Here is an 18718-nt window from a genome sequence, read left to right as displayed (position 1 = left end):
CTCTGGGGGAGACCCTCTCCCGTTGCCACTTTTTGGGGGGGGGGCTTTGTCGCATCCGGTGGGTGGCCCGACGGGTCGCGGGGGGGGGGGGGCCCCCCCCCCCCCCCCCCCCACCCCTCCCTCACCTGTCCCACGGACTTCAAGGAGTACGCATCACCATGGCCCGTTTCGACGTCAACGCAGCCCGCGCCCAGCGCCTCGAAGCCCTCGGCCGCACCTGGTCGTTCGACCTCGACGGCGAGAGCTACACCCTGCCCACGGAGCTGACCCGCGCCACCGCCAAGGCGCTGCGCAAGCTCGACGACAACGACGTGGACGGGCTGCTGAGGCTGCTCATGGGCGAGAAGCAGTTCGCCCGCTTCGAGCAGCACGAGGTCACCATGCAGGACATCGCCGCCATCCTGGAGGCCTACGGCAAGGAGACCGGGCTCGGCCTGGGGGAAGACTGAGCCTCGTCGGGTTCGTCGACGAACACGCCGAGGCCCTCGAAGCGGACCTGCTCCGCTACTACGGCATCGACCTGCTCGACTGGCATCGCGAGACGCTGTCCGCACGGCGGCTCGCGCTGCTCATCAAGCATCTGCCGCGCGACAGCGCACTCAACCGCGCACTGCACGGCGAGGCCGCCGAGTGGTCGGTGACGGATCATCTGCTGGCGGCGGCGGTGGACCATCTGGCGGCCGCCAACTGGATGTTCGCCTGCGTCAACTCGGACGAGGGCGACCAGCCGGAGTATCCGCAGCCGGTGCCGCGCCCGGAGTACCGGGACGGCGAGGAGGACGAGGAAGCCGAGGAGGCGCCCCGGGACAGGGAGCCGTCCGGGGCCGGCCACGGCTCGACGGGCGGGCAGACACCCTCCCCGAGCCAACTGGCCCGGTTCTTCGGCTGACCGACCGACCCGCCGGGCTCACCGCCGTCCCGGCGGGCCCGGCTGGTCGTCGCGTCGACGGGCCGGGGCCCTGCCCTCCAGCTCGTCGGCGAGGGCTCGGGCCTTGTCGGAGAGACGGGGCCGGTCCTCGCCCCGGGCGCCCGGCGGGCCCGGCTGTTCCTGCGCCTCCGTACGGCGCCCCTTGTCCCGCCCGGCGCCCGCCTCGCCCTGCCTGGCGAGCGGAGGCACGCTGGGGCGGCCGTTGCGCCGGACGACTGGTCGCCGTTCCGACGGGGCCGGTCGTTTCTCCCGCACCTCACGGGCGGAGAGCAGAAGGCCGGCAGTGGAGCCGGAATCGCTCTCCGTCTCCGTTCCGGCCGGGCCGTCGGCCACCACCGAGCCGAGAGCCTCGTCGTACGCCCGTTCATCCCCTCCAGGTGCGGGATCGGCGTCCTCCCCGGCACGGCCCTCGAACACAGGCACCGGAGTCCCGTCCGCCACGGACCGCTCCCGCTCACCACGCTGCTCCACTCGCGTCAATTCCGAGGGAGGTCGCAGCAGTTGGACGTAGGGCAGCTGAATGACCTCACCGCCGCCGCTGCCCTCCCGCTCGCCCTCGGGACGGCGGCCCCGGCGCGGCCGGCGGCCGGTGCGGGCGTCCTCCTGCCCCTGGAGGTAGGCGGCGGTGATCCGCTGCTCGTACGCCTGCCGGACGGCCGGGAGTTGCTCGTCGACGACATCGGCCCAGCCCGCGCTGTAGGCGGCCAGCTCGCGCCGGTCGAGTTCGGCGCGCGGGAGGATCACGAGATCTTCGGGTTCGTGGCCGAGGCGGAGGACTAGCTCGGACAGACGTGCGATGAGATGTGGCAGATCCGGGGCCTGTTCAAGCCAATCGATCACGTGCCGTTGTCGCGCGTTGCTCGCGTCCCCGTCCACCCCGTTGGCCTTGCTCTCGCCCCTGCCCCATCGCGCCCCCCGCGCGAGAACGGCTGCCCGATCGCCGTCCACCGTCGTGTGACTGGTCCTCAGAACTCCTGCGACACCTTGCTGTTCGCTCGTGATTCACCGACGGGAGGAACGGCCGGATCCTACTCCACGGCATTGACACACCCTCCACCCCACCCCCACATCACCGCAGGTAGTGCCCGCACGGCCACGGAGAGTCCTCGGCAAACACGCACCGGCATCACCGGATTACTCGTACACTAGTTCGAACAGACGCTTCGAACGCCACAGGAGCGCCGCCTGTACCACCAGCGCAGCCCAGCGGACAGACCGGAAAGCAGGACGACATGGCGACTGGCACGAGCAACATCCCGCAGCAGCCGACCGACACCTACACCCGCCTCGCCGACCTTCTGCGCTCCCCCGCGCCCGACCGCGAGGCCCTGCTCGACCGGCTGTACGAGGAACTGCTCACCCGGGAGTCACGGGCGTATGCGGCGGGGTGGGCGGACGCGCTGAGCGAGGCGCGGCGAGGGCGGTCCCACCGGCGGTAGACGTCGACGGGGCCGGCCCACGGGACACCCGCCCAGTCGGCCGGAGACGCGGCCCGGCCGACCGCCCCGACCCTCACCAGGGCCGGACCAGCGACACCTGAGCACCGCGCCCGGGAGTATCCCCACAAGGTCGATCACGCCACCCGGTTTCCCCACCGAACAACCCCCCCTGCAGCCTCAAGGACATGCTCGAGGGGATCCGGCGCCTCCCAGTGCTATTACCGGGCTCAGTAGAAAATAAGCGCAAGCACCGCCCCCACGGCGATGCATGCCAGCCCGGGCCCCCAGAAGAACACCACCATGTCCCGCTCGTCGGATGAGTCGATGTCCGCCAGGGTGCCGGTCTTGGCCCGCTTCGGCTTCCTTCGGTCGTACACCACAGGCACCACCGTGCCCACCGGTCCTCGCGGCTCCGGCCCGACCTCGATGAACCGGGGAGCCCGCTTCTCGGGCGCGGCCCCGGGAAGAAGAATTTCGTAGTAGACGCGATGTCCGCTGCTGATCCACTCCTGAAGCGTGGAAACCGCTTCGCCCTCGACTCCATGACGTTGCAGATTTCGTAGTTTCAGGAACTTGACGAGACCCCCCGAATTCGCGAAGCAAGCCAGCGCGCCAAGAAACATCAGGATAAATCCGGTAACAGCCAGAGCAGTGCTCATCGACGCCCCCCTTTTTTCTTATATATGCACGCGCACGTTACCAATACCCGCCACGTGAGTCAACCCCACCCCGCATTCACTGGAGGTACCCGTGTCCCAGCGCACAGAAGACGAAATCCTGAAGAAAGTAGGAGACGTTCAGAAGGGCGTTGATGATGTCAAAGTACTCGTCTCCCCCTCGAACGTCGCCACTAAAGCGGAGCTCGGCACAAAGACGGACAAGATCCTTAAGGCCATCAAGGAGGGGCCGGAAACAAGCAAGAACATCTTCGAATCTCTCTTCGAAGCGTTCGGCCTCAAGGACCTGTTCGCCGCCTTCAAGGACGGAGCTGACTGGGGCAGCAAACTCATGCTGGCCTTCGGCGCCCTTGCAGCTGTGGTGATCGGCAAAATGGCCGACTTCGGAAAGCTTTTCAACGCGGCATTGGAAAAGGTCTCCCGATCCTTCCTGAACTGGCGGGACAGGCGTGCCGGACGCACCGAACGCAATACTGGGCGCGTTCTCGCCGTCGGAGAGAACGGCCTCCCGCAATCCATGACCCGCGCGCAGATGGACGGCCTCAACGCCGTGTCCATCAATCCGCACAACATCAGCCCGCAGCAGCTCAACGACCTCAAGACCGCACTCGATGGGCTCCCCGCGAAGATCCGTGACTTCAATTCGGCGACCAGGGACATGAAGTCCGCGAGCACGATCAAGAAGATCACCAAGGCCATCGGGGACCTGAAGGAAAAGCTGAACCCGAGCCCCGAGCAAGACATCAAGGACGTGGCCGCGGCCATCGGGGATCTTCATTCGAAGCTCGAACCCTTCAACCACGACAAACTTCCCAAGCCTCGGATGCTTCGGGACATCTCCGATGCCGCAAAGGATCTCCATCGGAACGCCGAGAACGTCAAGAAGATGTTCCAGGACCTGGCCACCGCCTCCACCGGCGCCGCCAACTCCATCGCCGGATGACCCCGCTCTCTCCGAAGGAGGTGCGCAATGACTCTCGTTAGTTCCCTGAAGAAGGCGTCCGGCTCTCTGGAGGACTTCAAGTCCAAGGCTTCCGGCGCCGCCACGTCGGCCAAGGGAATCGGCAGCGCCGGCCAGAAGGGCGCCGGTCAGCTGAAGGCCCTCAAGACGGCCGCCGATGGTTCCGGGAAGGAGTTGAAGGACCTCAAGACGGCGGCGGACAAGACCGAGAAGTCCCTCGGCAAGGCAGGCAAGACCGGCTCCAGCGCGGGCAGGAATCTCGGGAAGTACGAGTCCGGGGCGAGCAAGGCGGCCAAGGGCCAGGACAAGATGAACAAGTCGATGAAGGGCAACTTCTTCGGCTTGCTCATGCAGTTGCTGCAGCCGCTCATCGACAAGGTCATCGACATGGTGACCAACTCGAAGACCATGCAGAAGGTCCTGAAGCAGGCTTTCACCGTCATCAGATCCGTGATCAGCAGCGTCATGAAGGCCATCGGGCCGATCATGAAGAACGCCGCGAAGCTGATCAAGTCGGTGTGGGCCGGCATCAAGTCGGCGATCTCGTCCGTCGTCAAGGCGATCGTCGACGTCATCCGGTCCAACGTCAACGCCTGGAAGTCGATCATCAGCAACACGCTGAAGGCGATCAGGTCGGTCGTCTCCGGCGCCTGGAAGGGCATCAAGGCCGTCATCTCACCGGTCGTCGGCTGGATCAAGTCCGCGATCCCGAACGCCTTCCGGGCCGTCAAGGACCGGCTCTCCAGCATCTGGGGCGGCCTGAAGGGCATCGCGAGCAACGCCTTCAACGGCATCAAGAGTGCGGTGACCGGCCCGATCAACGGCGTCATCGGCATCATCAACCGCGCGATCAGCGCACTGAACGGCATCCACGTGTCCATCCCGGGCTGGGTGCCGATGGTCGGCGGCAAGACGTTCGGCGTCAGCCTGCCGCACATCCCCGCGCTCGCCACCGGCGGTGTCGTCATGCCCCGCTCCGGCGGTGTCCCGGCGCTCCTGGCGGAGGCCGGTGAGGCCGAGGCCGTGCTGCCGCTCAGCAAGCTCGACCGGCTGCTCCGCAGGGCCGCCGCACAGGGCCGGGCGTACAACGGTGGCTCCGACGGAGGCGCTCTGCACATCGAGCACTACTACGCGGCCGAGCAGAGCAGCCCGCAGCGGACCGCCGACGCCCTGATGTTCCTCGCCAAGGCACGCGGATGAGCAGCACGGTCGTACGCAACCCGTTCAAGGGGGCCGTACCCGTCCTGCGCTCCTTCCGGGCCAAGGCGGAGCAGGCCCAGGCCGGAATGCGGTCCTTCACCGAGCGCGTCAACGGTGCCGTCCACGACCTCGACCGGGTCGGGACTCCCGCCCGGCAGAGCGCCACCGCCGTCCAGAAGATCAAGACGAACGCCGACACCGCCGCCAGATCCGTCACCAGGGCCGGACGGATCGCAAGCAGCGCCAAGTCGGGCATCAAGGCCGTCGGCACCAAGGCCAAGAGAGCCGGAAGGACGCTCGGAAAGCTCAAGGACGGTCTCGGCGGTGTCTTCGCCCTCGTCGGCGCGCTCCTCAGTGCCTCCGGTGTCCTCGGCGGCCTCCTGGACACGTTCGGCACCGCCATGACCATCGGCTCCGGCGTGATGATGTTGATCAACCTCATCACCCGCGCCAACCCCATCGGCTTCGTCACCGGCATCCTGCTCCCGATGGCCGGCTGGCTGCTGGACGTCGCGATGAACTCCGAGACCGGGCAACGGCTGATGGAGCAGCTCGCCACGCTCGTGCTGAAGTACGTCGAGATGGTCCTGACCGTCCTCGCACCCGTGCTCAAGGTCATCGCGAGCGCGGTGAGCACCTATGTGACCGGCTACCTGCGCGTCACCGCCGGCACGCTCACCGCCCTCAGCGCGCTGATCGGCACCGGCTTCGCCGTCCTGAAGGCGCTCACCACCGGCGACACCCACGCTCTCAGCGGCAAGGTGTCGGCGATCTGGCGCGGCTTCAAGGACACCTTGAAGCCCGTGCTGGACTGGATCAGCAAGACGGTCCCCCGGATGTTCCAGCAGGTCAAGGACGCCGTCTCGGGCACCCTGCGCGGGATGGACCAGTTCGTCACCACCGGCGCCCAGACCGTCGCCGGGGTCGTCAAGGGACCGATCCAGGGCCTGATCGCCTTCGCCAACTGGATCATCGACGGGCTCAACAGCCTCAGTTTCAGCTTCTTCGGCAAGAAGTTCGGCGTGCACCTGGACAAGATCCCGATGCTCGCGGAAGGCGGCATCGCCGTCCCCGGCGCCCACCCCCGCGCGGGCCGGGTGCTGCCCCTCACCAGCCTGGAACGGCAGCGCGCGCTCGCCGCCCGGCACCGGACGACCGCCCAGCACCGCCACCGCATCAAGGAGTTCCACGAGAGCCGGGGCGCCGGCGCCTTCGGTACGGCAGAAGACCTCCTCTTCCTGGCCTCCGCCCACGCCTGCGCATGACAGTCACGACAGTGAGGTGACGGCCCCATGGCCGATACGACCACAACCGCATACACCGACGACGTCCCACCCGGCTCGCTCATCACCCTCGACGGGCAGATGCAGTGGGCCGGACTGCTGATGGGCCCCGGCACGCCGTACGAGATCGACGGCGGCGGACTCACCGGCTGGGAGGACCTGCCCGACTACGACACCTCCGACGCCGACCATCCCACCTCGCACGGCGCCTGGCCGGGCGCCCGCTACGCCAAGCCCCGCAAGGTCGGCGGCACGGTGTGGACCGTACCGCCGCAGGACGACACCGCCTCCTCGCTGGCCGCGATGCGCGCCCTGCGCCAGGCCCTGCTGCTGGGCGACGCCGAGCGCTGGCTCGCGGTGCGGCTGCACGGCGAGACGCTGGCGGTGCGCGCCCGGGTCAGCCAGCGGGTGCTGGCCGCCGACCGTACCTACACCACCCAGGGCGTCTCCAAGGCGAGCGTGCAGTGGTACGCCACCGACCCGCGCCGCTACTCCGTCACCGAGCAGACCGCGGTGACCGGTCCTCCGCAGCCGGAGAGCGGCCTGACCTGGCCCCTGACCTGGCCGCTGTACTGGGGTCAGACGGCGTCCACCGGTGACGTGGACGCCGACAACGACGGATCGGCGCCCACCCATCCGGTGCTCACCTTCACCGGCCCGTGCGTCAACCCGACCGTGACCGAGCGCATTTCCGGCCGCCGGCTGCGCTACGAGATCGGCCTGGCCGCCGGTGACGAGCTGGTCATCGACACCGCCGCCGGCACGGTCACCCTCAACGGCACCGCTTCCCGGCGCAACACCGCGGCCGCCGACAGCAGCCCCGAGGAGCTGTTCGCCTTCGAACCGGGCCGCGCCCAGCTGGCCTTCCGCCCCGACGCCTTCGGCTCCGGGGCGCAGCTGACGGTCCGCTGGCGCTCCGCGGAGTGGTGATCGCACGCGGACGCGCGACGCCCGTCCTGGCGCCCCCTCACCCTTCCCGCCCGCTTCGGAGATCCCAGGAGACTCTCATATGAACCTGCGCAGCTCATGGGTGGCCACGACCGGCCAGACCCGCGAGGACACCCGCCTGACCCAGCTGGGCGCGACCACCCCGGTCAACCCGATCGACGTCCGCTCCGGCATCCTGCCCGGCACCTACGACGGCCTGTACCGCCTCGGCGGCTTCTGGCTGAACGGTGACGCGGGCGCCATGACCGCGACCGTGCACGAGGGCCGCGCCGTCGTCCAGGCCGCCGGTGGTCAGGGTGCCTACCCGGTCACGCTGCCCGAGCAGTTGAAGCTCACCTTCGCCGACGGCGACGCCTCGTACGACCGCATCGACGTGGTCGTCCTGCATGTCTACGACGACATGTACGACAAGTCCGGCTCCAACAAGGTCGCGGTCGAGATCGTCAAGGGCACCGCCGGTCCCACCCCGGCACTGCCCGCGCTTCCCCCGATCTGCCTGCCGCTCTACCAGGTCACCGTCCGCCACGGGGCCGGCGCCGGCAACGGTGGCATCCACTGGGACACCGACGTGGCCGACCTGCGCACCACCACGGTCGCCGTCGGCGGCATCCTGCCGGCCGTCGGCGACACCGGAAACGGCGCCTATCCGGGCCAGTACCGCGACTTCGGCGGCGCCCTGCAGCGCTGGGACGGCTCGGCCTGGGTGTCGTACCCGAGCGTGCTGGGCGGGATCGCCCCGGCCGGCGCGGTCGGCACCGCGAGCTACACCGGCCAGTACCGCGACACCTCCGCCGGGCTGCAGCGCTGGAACGGTTCGGCGTGGGTGGCCTACCAGCCGAACTGGACCGACTACACCCCGGCCTGGGGCGCCGAGGCCGGCACCGCTCCCAGCATCGGCAACGGCACGCTGGCCGGGTCGTACGTGAAGATCAACAACCTGGTGCACGTGCGGATCTACCTCAAGATCGGTTCGACGACCAATCTGTCCGCCCAGAGCACCGACGGCCGCTGGACGTTCTCGCTGCCGGTCGCGCCGAACTCCAAGCAGGCCTGGAAGCTGGACGGCCGGGTGCTCACCGTGGAGGCCTTCGATTCCTCGGCCAACCTCTTCTCCCAGGGCTCGGGTCTGCTCGCGGTGACGAACGGCGTCGGATACGTCCGCTCGATGCGCGACACCCTCAAGGCCACCACCGGTCTGTGGGGCAAGTCGCTGCCGTTCCCCTGGACCGCGGGCGACGTGCTGTCCATCCACGGCACCTACGAATCCGCTTCCTGAGACGGGGGACCGCCATGACGATCAACTCCGCCTGGCTGTCCCCGGACAGCCAGACCCGGGCGGACACCCGGGTCACCCAGATCGGGGCGATCACCCCGGTCACCGACATCAAGGGCCGCTCGGGCGTCCTGCCCGGCTCCTTCGACGGACAGAGCCGCGTCACGGGGCTGGCGCTGACCGGCACCGGTGCCATGACCGCGACCGTCGGGGTGGGCCGGGCGGTGATCCAGTCCTCCGTCACCCGTGGCACCTACCCGGTGGCCGTCACCGACCCGGTCCCGCTCACCTTCGCGGACGGCGACGCCCAGTACAGCCGCGTCGACCTGGTCGTCCTGCGGATCTACGACGACGCCTACGACGGCTCCACCCGCAGCGAGGCCGCCATCGAGGTCATCCCGGGCACCCCGGCCGCCACCCCGGCCGCGCCGGTCGCCCCGGACGCCGCGCTGGCCCTGTTCACCGTGACGGTTCCGGCCGGCGCCAGTGCCACCAAGGGCATCGACTGGAACACCGCGCGCACCGACCTGCGCACCACCACCGTCGCGATCGGCGGCATCCTGCCGGCCACCACCGCCGACAGCGTGAACGGCGCGTACCCGGGCCAGTACCGCGACGCACCGAACGGCATCCTGCAGCGCTGGAACGGCTCGCTCTGGCAGCGGGTCGCCACGCCGTACTACAACGGGTCTCTGACCGCCGGCTCCACCGCGTCGACGACGTACACGGCCGCGTTGACGGGCACGACCGTGCCGTCGCTGGATGTCTCCTTCGTCGCCCCGCCCACCGGCGCGGTCATGCTCCACTTCGGCGCCCGCATGAGGACCGCCAACAGCACCACGGCCTCCGCGTTCATGGCGCCGAAGGTCACCCAGGGCAGCACCGTGTACTTCGCCCCGACCGACGACTACTCCTGCTCGTACGGCGGCACCGTGGGCTCCTCCGTCTCCACCATGTGGCGGCTGTACGGGCTCACCCCCGGCACGACCTACACGACGACCGCCATGCACCGCTCCAGCGACGCCGCCGTCACCTGCTGGTTCGACAACATCTTCCTGCGCGTCGACTGGGCCGGCTGACCCTCTACCCGAAAGGAGCCGACATGCCCGTACGCTCCGGCTGGCTCTCTCCCGACGGTCAGTCCCGGGAGGACACCCGACTCGTGTCGCTCGGCGCGCTGACCCCGGTCTCGCCCGTCGCCACCCGCTCCGGCGTCCTGCCGGGCTCGGCCGACGGACAGACCCGTCTCTCCGGCTTCACCGTCGACGGCGTCACGAACACCATGACCGCCGTCGTCCACCCCGGCCGGGCGGTCATCCAGGGCCCCGACGCACAGGGCGCCTACCCGGTCGCCCTCACGGAGGACCTGACGCTCACCTTCGCAGACGGCGACGCCCAGTACGACCGGATCGACCTGGTCGTCCTGCGCGTCCACGACGACGCCTACGACGGCTCGGCCCGCACCGAGGCCGCCGTCGAGATCGTCCAGGGCACGCCGGCGGCCCTCCCGGCCGCACCGGCCACACCCGCCCTGGCGATCCCGCTGTACGAGGCGCGCATACCGAAGGGATCGAGCGCGACCCAGGCGCCGAACTGGAGTTCGGTCCTCACCGGCCGTCGCACCACCACGGTCGCGCTCGGCGGCATCCTGCCGGTCACCACCGACACCGCCAACGGCGCCTACCCGGGCCAGTACCGCGACCTGGGCGGCGTGCTCCAGCGCTGGAACGGCACCGCCTGGGCCGACTACCAGCCCCCGGTGGCCGTGGAGACGGCCACCACCGGGGCCACCGCGGCCACCGACTGGTCGGTGACGAGCTACAGCGCCCGCCGCACCCGCGGGGTGTGCTCCTTCACCCTGGTCCTGGGCCGCACCGGCGCCACCATCACCGCCACCGCCGCCGGCACCACCAACCCGGGCAATGTCGCCGACCAGCTGATCGCCACCCTGCCGGCGGGCTGGCGCCCGGCCGTCGAGACCTACGCGACCGTCACGGACGGGTACGCCGACGGAGCCGCCCGCATTCTCGCCGACGGTTCGGTCCAGCTGCTCACCTGGTCGACCAGCGGTGTCATCCAGACCGGCAACACCGTGCGGCTCTCCGCCTGCTTCGTGCTGTGACGACCGCGCCGAGGAGCTGAACGCCCTATGACCACGAACACTCCGTACCGCGCGATCTTCTGCGATCTGCGCACCGACACGACCATCGACATCCTGCCGCTGCGGGACGTCACCGTCGACGACTACATCGGCAAGGCCGGATCCCTGTCCGGCACCATCCCCGTGCCCGACGCCGCGGTGGCGGCCCGGGTCCGCCGGATCGAGGAGGGCCGCACCGCGGTCTATCTCCAGCGCGGCACCGACCTGTGGTGGGGCGGCATCGTCTGGACCGCCACCCTGCAGAGCGACGACCGGGGCGTGCTCACCCTCAGCATCCAGGCGGCGACCTTCGAGTCGTACGCGGGCCGCCGCCGCATCCGCGCCGACCTGTCGTACTCCGGTGTCGACCAGCTGCAGATCGCCCGCGCGCTGTGGACGCATCTGCAAACCTCGTTGCCCGGTGGCGACATCGGCGTCACCTACGGCACCGAGGCCTCGGGGCAGTACCGCACGGTGTCCTACCGGGACGGCGACGAGACCGTCTACCAGGAGGCCATCGAGGCGCTCGCCGGCGTCGAGAACGGCTTCGAGCAGCGCATCGCCGTCTACCGCGACCCGGCCACCGGCGCACGCGTCCGCCGCCTCCAGCTCGGCAGCCCCAGGATCCGGATCGGCACCACCGACCTGGTCATGGACCGTCCGGGCGCGATCCTGTCGTACTCCTTCCCGCGCGACGCCACCCGCGGCGGCACCACCGCCCGCACCCGCGGTGCCTCCGTCAACGACAACCAGGCCGCCGAGTCCCGCCCGCAGTGCTCCGCGGAATGGCCCGCCACGAATCTGATCAACGCGGGCTACCCGCGCATCGACCTGTCCTCGGATCACACCGACGTCATCGTCAAGGCCACCTTGGACTCCCTGGCCAAGGCGGAACTCGCCGAGGCGACCGGCGCGGTGGTGATCCCCGAGATCACCATCCGCCTGGACGACCTGGTGCCGCCCGCGCTGCTCGGCCGGACCGTCCGGCTGCGGATCACCGACGAGTGGTGGACCGAGGGCCTGGACGCCCGCTATCGCATCGTCGGCGTGAAGGTCAGCCCGGCCCAGCGCGGCCGTCCGGACACCGCCGACCTGTACCTGGAGGAGGTCTGATGCCCCAGCTGCCCGAGGACATCATCGACCGGCTGACCCAGATGGAACGCCGGATCCAGCAGCTGTCCACCGCCGTCAACGGCCTGCCCGCCCTCAACAAGGGGGCCGGCGAGGGCGGTTACCTGTCCGTGCGGGCGCCGAACAACGGGCCGGAGGTGCTCCGGGTCGGCAAGGGGTCCAAGGACGAGTTCGGCCTGGCGATCCGCCGCCAGACCGGCAGCTACGCCCTCAGCCTCTACAACGGCGACGGCACCAACACCTCGCTCCAGCCGCTGCGGATCTACGACAACTCCGGCCGGGAGATCTTCTCCGACGACATCAGCACCGGCGGCCTCGCCCGGCCCTGGCTCGCCATGCTGCCTCCGCAGGACACCTCCACGGCGCGCTGGCCGCAGACCGGCGCGACCTCGTGGACGACGATCGCGATGTCGTACAACGTCGTCTGGCAGCCGTACATGCGCCTGCTGGTGAACACCCGGGCCAGCTCCGGCGCCACCGGCTACGTCCGGGTGCTCGTCAACGGCTCCCAGTGGGGCAACACCGTCGCCGTCCCGGCGGACTTCAACTACACGGGGCCGGTCGCCGCCGACTTCGACTCGGTCTACAAAACGCAGATCAAGGTCGAGGTCCAGGCGTACGTCTCCAGCGCCTCCGGAACCGTCTACGCCAACCCCGTGCTGATGCACGGCAGTCAGACGACCCAGACCTGAGGAAGGGCAACGCATCCATGGACATCGACACCAGCCAGCCCTGGGGTCTCGCGATCGACTTCGCCGGCCGAGCCACCCTCACCGAAGCCGGCCACACGATCCACGTCAACGTTTCCGACACCAGCCTGAGCAGCGTCATCGGGCCGGACTCGATCACCGGCACCTACTCGGCCGTCACCGTCGACGCCCAGTTCACCGAGACCGGTGCGGACGGTGCCGTTCTGCGCGGCTGGGGGCGGGTGACGGTGATGCCGATCGGCACGGACCCGGTCGTCCCGGACCAGACGGCCGTCCAGCGGGCCGTCGCCGCCGCCCTGGCCGACTTCCGGGCCAACACGACCGCGTACGCCGACCTGTGCGCCAAGTGGGCGACGGGAGGGGCCGGTTCGGGCACGGGTTCCGGCACCGGCACCGGCACCGGCATCTGATCCAGGTACGCCCTCCAGCCCCCACCCCCGTATCCCCGCCCCGAGCCCACCGGCCCGGGGCTTTGTCATGTCCGGCTTTCTCATGTCCGGCTTCCCCATGTCTGGAGTCCACATGGCCACACCCCTGTCCGCCGACGCCCTCGTATCCGCCCTGCGGGCCGAGGGCGTCACCGTCGTCGAACACCCCGGCTGGCGCACCAACAACCGCAATCGCAAGGGCAGTTGGGGCCCGGTCGCCGGTGTCGTCATCCACCACACCGTCAGCTCCGGCACCGGCTCCAGCGTCAGTCTGTGCTTCAACGGCGACTCTGCCCTGCCCGGCCCGCTCTGCCACGGCGTCATCGCCAAGGACGGCACGGTCCACCTCGTCGGCAACGGCCGCGCCAACCACGCAGGCGGCGGCGATCCGTCGGTCCTGCAGGCCGTGATCACCGAGACGTACGGCGACCGGCCGCCCGCCCCGCGCGAGCACGAGGGCAGCCCGGGCGCCGTCGACGGCAACTCCCGCTTCTACGGCTTCGAGTGCGTCAACCTCGGTGACGGCCACGACCCCTGGCCGGCCGTGCAGCTCGACGCCATCGAGCGGGTCGCTGCGGCACTGTGCCGGGCCCACGGCTGGGGCGCCAAGTCCGTCATCGGACACCTGGAGTGGTCCGACTGGAAGAGCGATCCGCGCGGCTTCTCCATGACCGGCATGCGCCGCCGGATCCAGACCCGGCTCTCCTCCTCCCACGGCGGCGGACACACCCCGCAGCCCCCGCGCCCGCCCCGGTACGAGCCGTTCCCCGGGATCTCCTTCTTCAAGGCCGGCCCCGACTCCCCGATCGTCACGGCGATGGGCCGCCGCCTGGTCGCCGAGGGCTGCGACCACTACCGCGTGGGCCCGGGCTCCCGCTGGAGCGAGGCCGACCGCGAGTCGTACGCCGCCTGGCAGCGCAAGCTCGGCTACACCGGCTCCGCCGCCGACGGCTGGCCCGGCCCGACGTCCTGGGCCGCGCTGAAGGTCCCCCACAACTCCTGAGCCCTTCGGAAAGAGCGAGGTTCCCCATGTCAGAGGCCGTCAAGCGCACCCTCCGTACCGTCCTGCAAACCGCTGTCGGCCTGTGCGTGCTGCTGCCGACCCTCGTCGACACCGCCGGCATCCCGAGGACACTCCCCTGGGCCGCCGGAGCACTGGCCGTCGCCGCGGCCGTGACCCGGGTGATGGCCGTACCGGGCGTCCAGGCGCTGCTCCCGGCCTGGCTGCGCACGGACGTGCCCGCCAACACGGACGCCGATCTGCTCTCCCTGACCGGGTCACGCACGGATTCGGTCCCGGGGGCCGGCACAGAACCGGGCACGGAACGGAGGGGCGTGTGAACGAATTCCACCCGCTCTCCGACCCGACCGCCGTCGCCGTGGAGCTGGAACGGCTGCGCGGGACCGTCGAGGCCGGGTTCGCCCGGGTCGACGGTTCGCTCGCGCTGCTGGTCCAGCGCAGCGACCAGACCGACAGGCAGCTCGCCGACCATGAACAGCGCCTGGACGCCCTGGAGCGCGCCCGCTGGCCGCTGGCCAGCATCGGCGCCCTGGCCGCCGTGGCGACGGTGGTCGTCACGGCCTGGGAGCTGACCGCACGCTGAGCACGCCGAAGGGCGGCCGCCCCGCGATGGGGGTGACCGCCCTTCGGTTCAAGCTGCTCGCTTACTGGTTGTACGGACCGTAGTCGTAGTCCTCCAGCGGAACGGCCTGGCCGGAGCCCGTGCCGAACGGCGAGTAGTCGATGTCGTCGTAGCCGACGGCCGAGTACATCGCGGCCTTGGCCTCCTCGGTCGGCTCGACCCGGATGTTGCGGTAGCGGGACAGACCCGTACCGGCCGGGATGAGCTTACCGATGATGACGTTCTCCTTGAGGCCGATGAGGCTGTCGGACTTGGCGTTGATCGCCGCGTCCGTCAGGACTCGGGTCGTCTCCTGGAAGGAGGCGGCCGACAGCCAGGACTCCGTCGCCAGCGAGGCCTTGGTGATACCCATCAGCTGCGGACGACCGGAGGCCGGGTGACCGCCCTCCTGGACCACACGACGGTTCTCGGTCTCGAACTTCGAGCGCTCGACCAGCTCGCCGGGCAGCAGCTCGGCGTCGCCGGACTCGATGATCGTCACGCGGCGGAGCATCTGCCGGATGATGATCTCGATGTGCTTGTCGTGGATCGACACACCCTGCGAGTTGTACACCTTCTGGACCTCGCCGACCAGGTGGACCTGGACGGCACGCTGACCCAGGATGCGCAGCACGTCGTGCGGGTTGGTGGCACCCACGGTGAGCTGCTGGCCCACCTCGACGTGGTCGCCCTCGCGGACCAGGACCTTGGCACGCTTCGAGATCGGGAACGCCGTCTCGTCGCTGCCGTCGTCCGGGGTGACGACGATCTTCTTGGTCTTCTCGGTCTCCTCGATCCGGATGCGGCCGGAGGCCTCGGAGATCGGGGCGACACCCTTCGGGGTACGGGCTTCGAAGAGCTCGACGACACGGGGCAGACCCTGGGTGATGTCGTCACCGGCCACACCACCGGTGTGGAAGGTACGCATCGTCAGCTGGGTACCGGGCTCACCGATGGACTGGGCGGCGATGATGCCGACCGCCTCACCGATGTCGACCAGCTTGCCGGTGGCCAGCGAACGGCCGTAGCACATCGCGCAGGTACCGACGGCGGACTCGCAGGTCAGGACCGAGCGGGTCTTGACCTCCTCGACGCCACGGCCGACGAGCTCCTCGATGAGGACGTCGCCCAGGTCGGTGCCGGCCGGGGCCAGCACCTGGCCGTCGACCACGATGTCCTCGGCGAGGCAGCGCGCGTACACGGACGTCTCGACGTTCTCCGTCTTGCGGAGCACGCCGTCCGCGCCGCGGTCCGCGATAAGGAGCTTGAGACCGCGCTCGGTGCCGCAGTCCTCCTCGCGGATGATGACGTCCTGCGAGACGTCCACCAGACGACGGGTCAGGTAACCCGAGTCGGCGGTACGCAGAGCGGTGTCCGCCAGACCCTTACGGGCACCGTGCGTGGAGATGAAGTACTCCAGCACGGACAGACCCTCACGGAACGAGGCCTTGATCGGACGCGGGATGGTCTCGTTCTTCGCGTTCGACACCAGACCACGCATACCGGCGATCTGCCGCATCTGCATCATGTTTCCTCGGGCACCCGAGTCAACCATCATGAAGATGGGGTTCGTCTTGGGGAAGTTCTCGTTCATCGCCTCGGCGACCTCGTTGGTCGCCTTGGTCCAGATCGCGATGAGCTCCTGAGTGCGCTCTTCCTTGGTGATCAGACCGCGCTCGTACTGCTTCTGGACCTTCTCGTCCTGCGCCTCGTAGCCGCGGACGATCTCCTTCTTCGCCTCGGGAACGACGACGTCGGAGATGGCCACGGTGACACCGGAACGGGTCGCCCAGTAGAAGCCGGCCGCCTTCAGGTTGTCGAGCGTCGCCGCCACGATGACCTTGGGGTAGCGCTCGGCGAGGTCGTTGACGATCTCGGAGAGCTGCTTCTTGCCCACCGAGTAGTCGACGAACGGGTAGTCCTCGGGCAGCAGCTCGTTGAAGAGCGCACGGCCCAGGGTCGTCCGCAGGCGGAAGGTGTCACCCTGCTGCCACTCGGGCTCGCCCTCCTCGCGCACCGGCGGGGTCCAGCCGCGCGGCGGGATGGTGCCCACCGGGAAGCGGATGTCGACCGCGGACTGCAGCGCGAGCTCGCCGGCGTCGAACGCCATGATCGCCTCGGCCGTGGAGCCGAAGGACCGGCCCTCGCCCTTGGTGTCACGCAGCTCGCCGTCGGTGGTGAGGAAGAACAGACCGAGGACCATGTCCTGGGTCGGCATCGTCACCGGACGGCCGTCGGCGGGCTTGAGGATGTTGTTCGAGGACAGCATCAGGATGCGGGCCTCGGCCTGCGCCTCCGCGGACAGCGGCAGGTGCACGGCCATCTGGTCACCGTCGAAGTCCGCGTTGAACGCGGTGCAGACGAGCGGGTGGATCTGGATGGCCTTGCCCTCGACCAGCTGCGGCTCGAAGGCCTGGATGCCGAGGCGGTGCAGGGTGGGAGCACGGTTCAGCAGCACCGGGTGCTCGGCGATGACCTCTTCGAGGACGTCGTACACGACCGTGCGGCCGCGCTCCACCATGCGCTTGGCGCTCTTGATGTTCTGCGCGTGGTTCAGGTCCACCAGGCGCTTCATCACGAACGGCTTGAACAGCTCCAGCGCCATCGCCTTCGGCAGACCGCACTGGTGCAGCTTCAGCTGCGGACCGACGACGATCACGGAACGCGCCGAGTAGTCGACACGCTTGCCGAGCAGGTTCTGACGGAATCGACCCTGCTTACCCTTCAGCATGTCGCTGAGGGACTTCAGCGGGCGGTTGCCGGGGCCCGTCACCGGGCGACCACGACGACCGTTGTCGAAGAGGGCGTCAACAGCCTCCTGAAGCATGCGCTTCTCGTTGTTGACGATGATCTCCGGGGCACCGAGGTCCAGGAGCCTCTTCAGACGGTTGTTGCGGTTGATCACACGGCGGTACAGGTCGTTCAGGTCGGAGGTCGCGAAGCGGCCACCGTCCAGCTGCACCATCGGACGCAGGTCCGGCGGGATGACCGGCACGCAGTCCAGCACCATGCCCTTGGGGCTGTTGCTGGTCTGCAGGAACGCGGAGACGACCTTCAGGCGCTTGAGCGCACGGGTCTTCTTCTGGCCCTTGCCGGTGCGGATGATCTCGCGGAGCTTCTCGGCCTCCTCGTCGAGGTCGAAGGACTCCAGGCGCTTCTGCAGCGCCGCGGCACCCATCGAACCGTCGAAGTACGTGCCGAAGCGGTCACGCAGCTCGCGGTAGAGCAGCTCGTCGCCCTCGAGGTCCTGGACCTTGAGGTTCTTGAACCGGGTCCACACCTCGTCGAGGCGGTCGATCTCGCGCTGCGCACGGTCACGCAGCTGCTTCATCTCCCGCTCGGCACCCTCGCGCACCTTGCGGCGCACATCGGCCTTGGCACCCTCGGCCTCGAGCTCGGCCAGGTCGGCCTCGAGCTTCTTGGCGCGGGCCTCCAGGTCGGCGTCGCGGCGGTTCTCGATCTGCTGGCGCTCGACCGAGACGTGCGCCTCCAGGGAGGGCAGGTCGCGGGTACGGCGCTCCTCGTCGACGTACGTGATCATGTACGCCGCGAAGTAGATGACCTTCTCGAGGTCCTTCGGCGCCAGGTCCAGCAGGTAGCCGAGGCGCGAAGGAACACCCTTGAAGTACCAGATGTGCGTGACGGGCGCGGCCAGCTCGATGTGGCCCATCCGCTCACGGCGCACCTTGGCGCGCGTGACCTCGACGCCACAGCGCTCGCAGATGATGCCCTTGAAGCGGACGCGCTTGTACTTGCCGCAGTAGCACTCCCAGTCCCGGGTCGGACCGAAGATCTTCTCGCAGAAGAGTCCGTCCTTTTCGGGCTTCAGGGTGCGGTAGTTGATGGTCTCGGGCTTCTTGACCTCACCGTGGCTCCACTGACGGATGTCGTCAGCGGTGGCCAGGCCGATCCGGAGCTCGTCGAAGAAGTTGACGTCGAGCACTATGCGTCAATCCCTCTCAGGGTCGAAAGTCTTTG

18 protein-coding genes and 1 pseudogene are annotated in these 18718 nt (G+C 69.2%); 16 read left to right on the top strand and 3 right to left on the bottom strand.

The window, feature by feature from the left end; genetic code table 11:
- Positions 1–158: 158 nt before the first annotated feature.
- A complete protein-coding gene (locus ACZ5DS_RS36260) occupies positions 159–449 on the top strand; it encodes a hypothetical protein (RefSeq protein ID WP_468247156.1) in 291 nt (96 codons plus the stop codon).
- 65 nt (positions 450–514) lie between these two features.
- Positions 515–889, top strand: coding sequence for a hypothetical protein (locus tag ACZ5DS_RS36255; protein WP_468247174.1), 375 nt, complete (start codon positions 515–517; stop codon positions 887–889).
- A gap of 18 nt (positions 890–907) precedes the next feature.
- Here ACZ5DS_RS36255 and ACZ5DS_RS36250 read toward each other — a convergent pair whose 3' ends face one another.
- Positions 908–1672, bottom strand: coding sequence for a hypothetical protein (locus tag ACZ5DS_RS36250; RefSeq protein WP_468247154.1), 765 nt, complete (start codon positions 1670–1672; stop codon positions 908–910).
- Between the two features lie 488 nt (positions 1673–2160).
- Between ACZ5DS_RS36250 and ACZ5DS_RS36245 the strand changes: the two genes are divergently transcribed.
- Positions 2161–2367 carry a hypothetical protein gene (locus ACZ5DS_RS36245; RefSeq protein WP_468247152.1) on the top strand — a complete coding sequence of 69 codons (207 nt, stop codon included), beginning with the start codon at positions 2161–2163 and terminating at the stop codon, positions 2365–2367.
- A 227-nt stretch (positions 2368–2594) separates the two neighbouring features.
- Here the strand turns inward: ACZ5DS_RS36245 and ACZ5DS_RS36240 are convergent, their stop codons facing one another.
- Positions 2595–3026: a hypothetical protein gene (locus ACZ5DS_RS36240; RefSeq protein ID WP_468247150.1), complete on the bottom strand. Its 432-nt coding sequence runs from the start codon at positions 3024–3026 to the stop codon at positions 2595–2597.
- A 91-nt stretch (positions 3027–3117) separates the two neighbouring features.
- Between ACZ5DS_RS36240 and ACZ5DS_RS36235 the strand changes: the two genes are divergently transcribed.
- The 13 genes and pseudogenes from ACZ5DS_RS36235 (at position 3118) to ACZ5DS_RS36175 (ending at position 14722) form a co-directional block, all read left to right on the top strand.
- Positions 3118–3987 carry a hypothetical protein gene (locus tag ACZ5DS_RS36235; RefSeq protein WP_468247147.1) on the top strand — a complete coding sequence of 290 codons (870 nt, stop codon included), beginning with the start codon at positions 3118–3120 and terminating at the stop codon, positions 3985–3987.
- A gap of 27 nt (positions 3988–4014) precedes the next feature.
- Entirely contained in the window at positions 4015–5205 is a 1191-nt protein-coding gene (locus tag ACZ5DS_RS36230; RefSeq protein WP_468247146.1) for a phage tail protein, read from the top strand.
- Positions 5202–6470 carry a phage tail family protein gene (locus ACZ5DS_RS36225; RefSeq protein ID WP_468247145.1) on the top strand — a complete coding sequence of 423 codons (1269 nt, stop codon included), beginning with the start codon at positions 5202–5204 and terminating at the stop codon, positions 6468–6470. The genes ACZ5DS_RS36230 and ACZ5DS_RS36225 overlap by 4 nt, the downstream gene beginning before the upstream one ends.
- A gap of 27 nt (positions 6471–6497) precedes the next feature.
- The gene (locus tag ACZ5DS_RS36220; RefSeq protein ID WP_468247143.1) at positions 6498–7418 is read left to right on the top strand and encodes a phage distal tail protein; all 921 of its coding nucleotides are present in this window, start codon (positions 6498–6500) and stop codon (positions 7416–7418) included.
- Between the two features lie 79 nt (positions 7419–7497).
- On the top strand, positions 7498–8712 hold the full coding sequence (locus ACZ5DS_RS36215) for a hypothetical protein (RefSeq protein WP_468247142.1): 1215 nt from the start codon (positions 7498–7500) through the stop codon (positions 8710–8712).
- 14 nt (positions 8713–8726) lie between these two features.
- On the top strand, positions 8727–9788 hold the full coding sequence (locus ACZ5DS_RS36210) for a hypothetical protein (protein WP_468247140.1): 1062 nt from the start codon (positions 8727–8729) through the stop codon (positions 9786–9788).
- Positions 9789–9811: 23 nt separating this feature from the next.
- Positions 9812–10831 (top strand): hypothetical protein, encoded by a 1020-nt coding sequence (locus tag ACZ5DS_RS36205; RefSeq protein ID WP_468247137.1) that lies wholly within the window; start codon positions 9812–9814, stop codon positions 10829–10831.
- Between the two features lie 27 nt (positions 10832–10858).
- Entirely contained in the window at positions 10859–11962 is a 1104-nt protein-coding gene (locus ACZ5DS_RS36200; RefSeq protein WP_468247135.1) for a hypothetical protein, read from the top strand.
- Positions 11962–12672 carry a hypothetical protein gene (locus ACZ5DS_RS36195; RefSeq protein WP_468247133.1) on the top strand — a complete coding sequence of 237 codons (711 nt, stop codon included), beginning with the start codon at positions 11962–11964 and terminating at the stop codon, positions 12670–12672. The genes ACZ5DS_RS36200 and ACZ5DS_RS36195 overlap by 1 nt, the downstream gene beginning before the upstream one ends.
- A 17-nt stretch (positions 12673–12689) precedes the next feature.
- A complete protein-coding gene (locus tag ACZ5DS_RS36190) occupies positions 12690–13100 on the top strand; it encodes an ATP-binding protein (RefSeq protein ID WP_468247131.1) in 411 nt (136 codons plus the stop codon).
- A gap of 112 nt (positions 13101–13212) precedes the next feature.
- On the top strand, positions 13213–14121 hold the full coding sequence (locus ACZ5DS_RS36185; protein ID WP_468247130.1) for a peptidoglycan-binding protein: 909 nt from the start codon (positions 13213–13215) through the stop codon (positions 14119–14121).
- 26 nt (positions 14122–14147) lie between these two features.
- Positions 14148–14360 (top strand): annotated as a pseudogene (locus ACZ5DS_RS36180) (hypothetical protein); the annotation flags it as partial.
- 95 nt (positions 14361–14455) lie between these two features.
- Complete coding sequence (locus ACZ5DS_RS36175) at positions 14456–14722, top strand: hypothetical protein (RefSeq protein WP_468247128.1); 267 nt, start codon at positions 14456–14458, stop codon at positions 14720–14722.
- 61 nt (positions 14723–14783) lie between these two features.
- On the opposite strand, the gene ACZ5DS_RS36170 is transcribed toward ACZ5DS_RS36175, so the two are convergent.
- On the bottom strand, positions 14784–18683 hold the full coding sequence (locus ACZ5DS_RS36170; RefSeq protein WP_468247125.1) for a DNA-directed RNA polymerase subunit beta': 3900 nt from the start codon (positions 18681–18683) through the stop codon (positions 14784–14786).
- Positions 18684–18718 lie beyond the last annotated feature (35 nt).

This window comes from Streptomyces sp. NPDC031100 (genome assembly GCF_055570785.1).
Note: the sequence above shows the minus strand (reverse complement) of the source record. Positions and strands in the feature narration are given on the sequence as shown.